Origin of the sequence: Shewanella sp. GutDb-MelDb, from assembly GCF_002836075.1 — a bacterium.
GTDB lineage: Bacteria > Pseudomonadota > Gammaproteobacteria > Enterobacterales > Shewanellaceae > Shewanella.
The window spans coordinates 38,936-46,156 of sequence record NZ_PJBM01000131.1 but is presented as its reverse complement, the minus strand read 5'-3'; the positions used below and the strand labels follow the sequence as shown (position 1 = coordinate 46,156).

General features: G+C 46.6%; 3 protein-coding genes. 2 read left to right on the top strand and 1 reads right to left on the bottom strand.

What is annotated here, in order from left to right:
• Together CXF82_RS04870 and CXF82_RS04865 are read left to right on the top strand one after the other, a co-directional pair.
• Window positions 1–1,611 (top strand): L-lactate permease (locus CXF82_RS04870; RefSeq protein WP_102043756.1); only part of this gene is annotated, 1,611 nt, incomplete at its 5' end.
• A 76-nt stretch (window positions 1,612–1,687) separates the two neighbouring features.
• Window positions 1,688–4,507 (top strand): FAD-binding and (Fe-S)-binding domain-containing protein, encoded by a 2,820-nt coding sequence (locus tag CXF82_RS04865; protein WP_102043753.1) that lies wholly within the window; start codon window positions 1,688–1,690, stop codon window positions 4,505–4,507.
• 262 nt (window positions 4,508–4,769) lie between these two features.
• On the opposite strand, the gene CXF82_RS04855 is transcribed toward CXF82_RS04865, so the two are convergent.
• The gene (locus CXF82_RS04855) at window positions 4,770–6,911 is read right to left on the bottom strand and encodes a TonB-dependent receptor (protein ID WP_180961170.1); all 2,142 of its coding nucleotides are present in this window, start codon (window positions 6,909–6,911) and stop codon (window positions 4,770–4,772) included.
• Between the last annotated feature and the right edge of the window lie 310 nt (window positions 6,912–7,221).

The following is a 7,221-nucleotide window of genomic DNA, read 5'->3' as shown; positions in this document are numbered from 1 at the left end:
CCGGTGATCAGCGTAATGCTATTTTTAGTATTACTGAAGATGCCCGCATCACGGGCAATGCCCATTTCTGCAATCTTAACCGGCCTAGCCGCTGTGTTTGTCTGGCAGATGGATACGACCTTTTTGGCAGCATCTGTCGTCGAAGGATTGCTTGCTGCATTGACACCATTGAGTATCATCTTTGGTGCCGTGTTCTTACTTAATACCCTGAAATATTCAGGCGCGATGGATACCATTCGCGCAGGTTTCACCAATATTAGTGCCGATGCCCGCGTCCAGGTCATCATTATCTGTTGGTTGTTTGGCTCATTCATCGAAGGCAGTGCGGGCTTTGGTACACCGGCGGCTATCGGCGCGCCTTTACTGGTGTTATTGGGTATTCCCCCTATTGCCGCTGCGGTTGTTGCCCTGATTGCTGACTCTGCGTCCGTATCCTTCGGCGCAATTGGTCTACCAGTACTGTTTGGTATGGAACAGGGTCTGACTTCTGGTGGCGTTAACATGGCGGCCGAACAGATTGCTCAGCATGGTGGCAGCTTTGCCGATTATGCTCAGTTTATTGCCATGCACATGATCACCATAGATCTAGTTACCGGTACCCTAATTCCTCTGGTCATGGTGTCTTTACTGACCGGCTTCTTCGGTCGTAACAAATCATTCGCCGAAGGCTTTGCCATCTGGAAGTTTGCGCTGTTTGCCGGACTGGCCTTCACGGTTCCGGCTTGGATCATTAACTTCGTCGCCGGTCCCGAGTTCCCATCGGTTATCGGTGCCCTTGTGGGTATGGCTATTGTTATCCCAGTTGCTAAAAAAGGCATTATGCTGCCTAAAACTCCCTGGAATGATTTTGCCGAAAACGACGGCCAGAAAGAATCTAAAGTGGCTTCTACGGCTAAGTTCTCACAAATTGCTGCCTGGACTCCCTATATCATCATGGCGGCCTTGTTGGTGCTGTCTCGTGTTATTGGCCCGCTAAAATCATGGTTGCTGAGTTTTAACGTCAAGTGGACCGGCTTGCTAGGTACCGAACTGGGTGCTGGGTTCAAGACACTGTATGCACCAGGCGCCTTCTTCATCGCCGTGTGTATCCTAGGTTTCTTCCTGTTCAAAATGAACAAGAAAGCCATCAAAGAGTCTATTACGGTATCGTGCCGCTCTATGATTCCAACCATCATTTCGCTAGGCGCTTCTGTGCCTATGGTGAAGATTTTCCTTAACTCCGGTGAAAATGCTGCGGGTCTGACATCTATGCCTGTTGCCCTAGCTGATACTTTGGCTGGCAGCATGGGAGCGGTATGGTCTTGGGTTGCCCCTATCGTCGGTATTTTCGGTGCCTTCTTATCAGGTAGCGCCACCTTCTCCAACATGATGTTCTCCGGCCTACAGTACAGCGTCGCCGACAGCATTGGCATGAACCACGCGATGGTACTCGCACTGCAGGGCATTGGCGCCAACGCCGGTAACATGATGTGTGTGATGAACGTCGTTGCCGCCGCTACGGTAGTCGGTATGGCGGGTCGTGAATCAGAAATTATTCGTAAGACAATGCCGGTAGCGCTAGGTTACGCCATGATCGCAGGCAGCATAGCCTTCGTGTGGGGCGGATTCTAAACATAATACTCAAATAATCAGAGCGCAAATTCCGGCTCTGATTGCTCTTAATAATAGCAAGTAAAGAGATATGTCCATGTCGATAAATTATAAAGCTGTAATAAGTGATTTACGTAAGCAACTAGGTGAAAAACCTGTGACGGATGAGTATGTTCGTCGATTCGCTTGGTCAACCGATGCCAGCTACTTCAGAATTGTTCCAGAAGTCGTTGTTCACGCCGAAAACATGGAACAAGTTAAGCACACTCTAGCCGTTGCCCGTGAGCATAATGCGCCGGTAACTTTCCGTGCAGCGGGTACCAGCTTGGCTGGTCAAGCTCTTGGTGAAGGGATTTTGCTTATTCTGGGCCATGATGGCTTCAGAAAGATTGAAGTCAGCGATGATGCTAAACAGATCACCCTTGGCTCCGCTGTCATAGGTTCCGATGCCAACGCAGCGTTAGCCCCGCTTAACCGTAAAATAGGCCCAGATCCAGCGACAATTGCCTCGGCCATGGTGGGTGGCATTGTCGCTAACAATGCCTCAGGCATGTGCTGCGGCACTGCACAAAATAGTTACCAGACTATAGCGTCAGCCAAGTTGCTGTTCGCCGACGGTACCGAGCTCGACACGGGTTGTAAAAAATCTAAAGTCGCCTTTGCCAAGTCTCATGGAAAAATGCTTGAAGATGTGTTTGAACTGGCACATAAGACGCGCCATAACATTGTACTTGCAGACAAAATTCGTAAAAAATATTCTATCAAAAATACTACAGGTTATGGCATTAATGCCTTAGTCGATTTCAGCGACCCATTTGACATTATCAACCACCTAATGGTCGGCATGGAAGGCACATTGGCCTTCATCAACGAAGTCACCTACCACACGGTCAATGAAGCCAAATTTAAAGCATCGGCGCTAGCCGTTTTTCATAATATGGAAGATGCAGCTCGCTCAATCCCATTGATCAATGGCGAAAGTGTCGCAGCGGCCGAGCTACTCGACTGGCCATCCATCAAGGCCGTTACGGGCAAACCTGGTATGCCAGATTGGTTATCCGACTTGCCACCGCTGTCAGCTATCCTGCTGATCGAATCCCGAGCCGATGATGCCGATACCTTAGATACCCACACCAAGGATGTGATTACCAAGCTCGAAGGATTTGAGTTTTTACGTCCGATCAGCTTTACCAGCGATGCTGCGATATATGGCGAGTACTGGGCTATGCGTAAAGGCTTATTCCCTATCGTTGCCGGTGAACGTCCCAAAGGCACGTCGGTTATTATCGAAGACGTGGCGTTCGAGCTTGAACACTTAGCCACGGCCGCAAGTGATATTACCGCACTAATGCACAAATTCGGCTATCCCGAAGGCTGCATCTATGGCCATGCATTGGCCGGTAACTTCCACTTCATCATTACGCCAACGTTCTCTACTCAGGATGATATTGACAATTTCCATGCCTTTATGGATGAAATTGCCGACATGGTGATCAACAAGTACGACGGTTCGATGAAAGCCGAACATGGCACCGGTCGCGCTGTCGCGCCTTATGTTGAGATGGAGTGGGGACAAGATGCCTATGCGCTGATGAAGAACATCAAGCAGCTATTCGATCCCCAAGGGATCCTGAACCCTGGAGTCATCTTAAACGATGATCCCAAAGTCCACGTCAAGAACATCAAGCCTTGCCCGGTAGTCGATGACTTTGTCGACAAATGTCTTGAGTGTGGTTTCTGTGAGAAAACCTGCCCAACATCGGCACTGAACCTTACTCCGCGTCAGCGTATTGCAACCTTACGCGAGATTGCTCGTCTGGAGCAAAGCGGTGATCAGCAGGCCGCCGATACCATGCGTGCAGCCGCTAAGTACGATGTTATCGATACTTGCGCCGCTTGTCAGATGTGTACTATCGCCTGCCCTGTAGATAATAAAATGGGGCAACTGGTACGTAAATTGAGAACCCCATCCATCAGCAGTGGCCAACAAAAGTTCCTCGATTTTCAAGCTAAGCACTTTGGCTTGGTCAACGGCGTGATCAGTACTGGTTTCGATATGTTGGGCGTTATCCACAAGATCACTGGCGACGGCATCACCGGCACTATGATGAAGGCCGGACGATTGCTCAGCAGTGAGGTTCCCTACTGGAATCCTTCTTTCGCTAAAGGCGGCAAACTCCCCAAAGTTTCTGCCCCTAAGCCTGGACAGGAAACGGTAGTTTACTTCCCTGCTTGTGGTGGTCGCACCTTCGGCCCTACACCGGTCGATACCGATAAGCGACCGCTGCCGGAAGTAGTGGTCACGTTACTCGAACGAGCGGGTTATAACGTTATCACTCCAGAGAAGACACGAGATCTGTGCTGTGGGCAGATGTGGGAGTCTAAGGGAGACTTTAAAAATGCCGATGCTAAACGTCTCGAATTAATTCACGCTGTTTCAGCCATGACACAAGGCGGAAAGCTGCCAGTGATCGTCGATGCGTTGTCATGTACTAAGCGAACTTTAGGTGGCGATGCGGCTTTAATAGAGAAAGTAGAGATAGTTGATCTGGTTGAGTTTATGCATGACCAATTGTTGCCTAAACTGACCATTGAGAAGAAATCTCATGCTGCATTGCATCTTGGTTGTAGTGCTAAAACGATGAAGGTTGAACCTAAGATGACTGCAATAGCGGATGCCTGTTGTCATCAGGTTATTCGTCCAGCGGGGATCGAATGCTGTGGTTATTCAGGTGAAAAAGGTCTCTATAAGCCTGAGATAAATGCCAGTGCTCTGCGTAATATTAAGAAGCTGATCCCGGTTGATGTGAAAGAGGGGTATTACGCTAACCGTATGTGTGAAGTCGGTCTTACTCAGCACAGCGGCATCTCTTATCGTCATCTGGCCTATCTGCTAGAAGAGTGTACTCGTGGCTAAACGTCACTAAACTGCACTTATCAATAAGGGGCTGAAATCAGCCCCTTTTTTTATCTATTTTAGCTAGAGATATAACACATTGATGCGTTACTTTTTCAATAAGCTTGCACACCGTTTAACGAAGTCTGATGAGGTAACAATCCCTTCAACCTCACCTTGAGCCCCAACCACTAGACAAAAGGATTGGAGCCCATTAAGTATGGTTGAACAGCTCAAGATATTTTTTCTTATGCTCAAAAATTATCTTAGCTATAGTCACCCATTAATAGTTGATAGTGTACTCAAGCGCTAAACGGCGGCCGTAACCAGAGAACTGATTACGATATTGCTCCCAAACAACCTCTTTGTTCATTTGTGACACTAACGGCTGGTAATCTTCATTTAACAGATTATCAATACCCAAGGTTAAACGCCCGTAGTCAGTATCAAATGTAGTGACCAAATCGACCAAGGTGTAGCCATCATAAGGCGATTCGTAATAGCTGTAACCCGCATCACTCTCAGGGCTGTTCTTATCCCTATCGCCGACGTAATTAGCCTGTAAACGCAGAGACGCCATATCGTTAAAGCGATAGTCGCCATAAATAGATGCTTTAATCGGAGTGATTCTGGTGCCATTCATCCAATAATCAACGCCTGTTTCACTATTAGTACGTTTCCCTTCAGACATAGACACACTAGTGCCTAACTTAACGGCTTGGCTAATCTTATAGTCCAATGTCGCTTCAAATCCCCAAACCTTTTCATCAGCCACAATAACGGCTGCTACTTTCTTCAACAATTCAGCATTAACATTATAGTCGTATGCGTAACCATCTGTAATATCTGAGTAGAAGAAAGACAGGCTCGCTTGCAGTGAATCAGCACCGTAGCGCAAACCGGTTTCATAGTAATTGGTTTGAGTTGCCGGAATATCATCTGCAAACTCACTAACACTATCAACCGGCATATCTCTGAGCATACGCATATCAGCGTGAGAATAACCCTGCGAGAAACTCGCAAAGAGATCTGTGTTATCAGCGACCCGATATACTAAGCCTAGATTGACCAGTGGTTTATCATATTTTAACGTATCACCCTGTTTCTCTGACAATACCCCTTTTTTATAACGCTGGTAATCTGGTACCTCTATTTCAAAATTTTCATACCGCAAACCAATTTGTAAGGTGAGGTCATCAGTGAGTTGATTCCAGTATTGCGCAAATGGGCTTAACTTGGTTTCAGTTAAATCGCAAACAGAGCAGATATACTGCGACTGTTTTTCAAGATTACCACCTACATCTTGACCCACGATCACATCTCGCATTCTGCCTTGTTCTGTATTATCTCGCCCATATTCAACACCATAAGCCAACCGGCTAGTGTCATTGATGGTCCACTGCAGCGCGGCTTTAAATCCACTGCGCTTAGACACAATTTCAGAGTCCGACTCATAGCCAACATTCACTTTGCTGTAGTAAGTAGACAGACTTAATTGCTGGTTAAGGACATCGTCATTGCCATAGGTAAGCTGAATCGTGCTGAGCTTGGTTTTAGGATTAGAGCCGGTATATGGCGCGCTTTTGTCAATTTCAACTAAGCCATTTTCATCATTAACAGTGCGCTTATAGTGCAGTTTATTCTCAATATTGTAGTGATGTGCGAGCAGTGCAAAACGACCGTTATCCATCTCTTGCTCTAATTTGAATAGCACATCATATTCATCAGCATCGCCCATGCCACCTTGGCTATTAGGTGCTCCTGGCAGTTGGTTACCATTCGAATCATACAAATTGCCGCGGTCTTTACCAGACAAATTCAGCAAATAGCCTAAATCAAAGTCAGTGGTACCCGAAAAGCTCTGTGACACACTGTAGCCTGCATCAGACAATTCATCCGAAAAAGCTTCAACGCCAACTCGCGTCTGCATTTCAAAATTAACAGTAGGCTTCTTAGTAATCACATTGATAATGGCTCCGGCTTCACCGTTGCCATACATGGCGCTTGCCCCCTTGATCACCTCAATGCTCTGAATGACATCGACTGAGATTGACTGTAGATCACGCCCACCGGCGCGCAACGTCGTTGAAATCAACACACCATCAATCATCACTATCGCTTTACCACCACGAAAGTTTTGGCCAAAGGTCGACATCGTTTCAGTACTCGGGGAAAAACCTGGAACCAGATTAGAGATCATTTCAGAAAGGTTACGCGCGACGACACGTTGAAGATCGAGATCCTCCTCTGAGACAATAAAAACTGAATTGGGAGTATCACTTAACTTTTGCGCAAATGGGGAAGCGGTTATCAGAATATGCTCTACGCCATCATCTTCCACTGTCGGCAGTGTATTTTCCTTTGCTTGAGTCGATGTCACTGCCAAAGCACTTAATACCGCCAATCCTAAAATACTTAATTTCACTTGTCTTTCCATATGCGAATGAGAGCGACTATTATTTACATTTAAATAGAAAAAGCAACTTACTTACACAACCTTTACACACCTACCCTGCACTTGCATCCCCCAGCCTTGGCTAAAATAAATACATTACAACGAACTTAATCCTTCAATTGGATTACGCTTCCTTAGTGTTAGTCGCTAAATTTAGTCGATTTGCTTCAAGTAACCATGAAGCACCGCATAACCCGCGTTACAAAATGCAGTCTCTAAGATAAAAATCATTGTTTTCTCAGCTGATTTGGCATTATATAAACAACACTCCAAATGCATG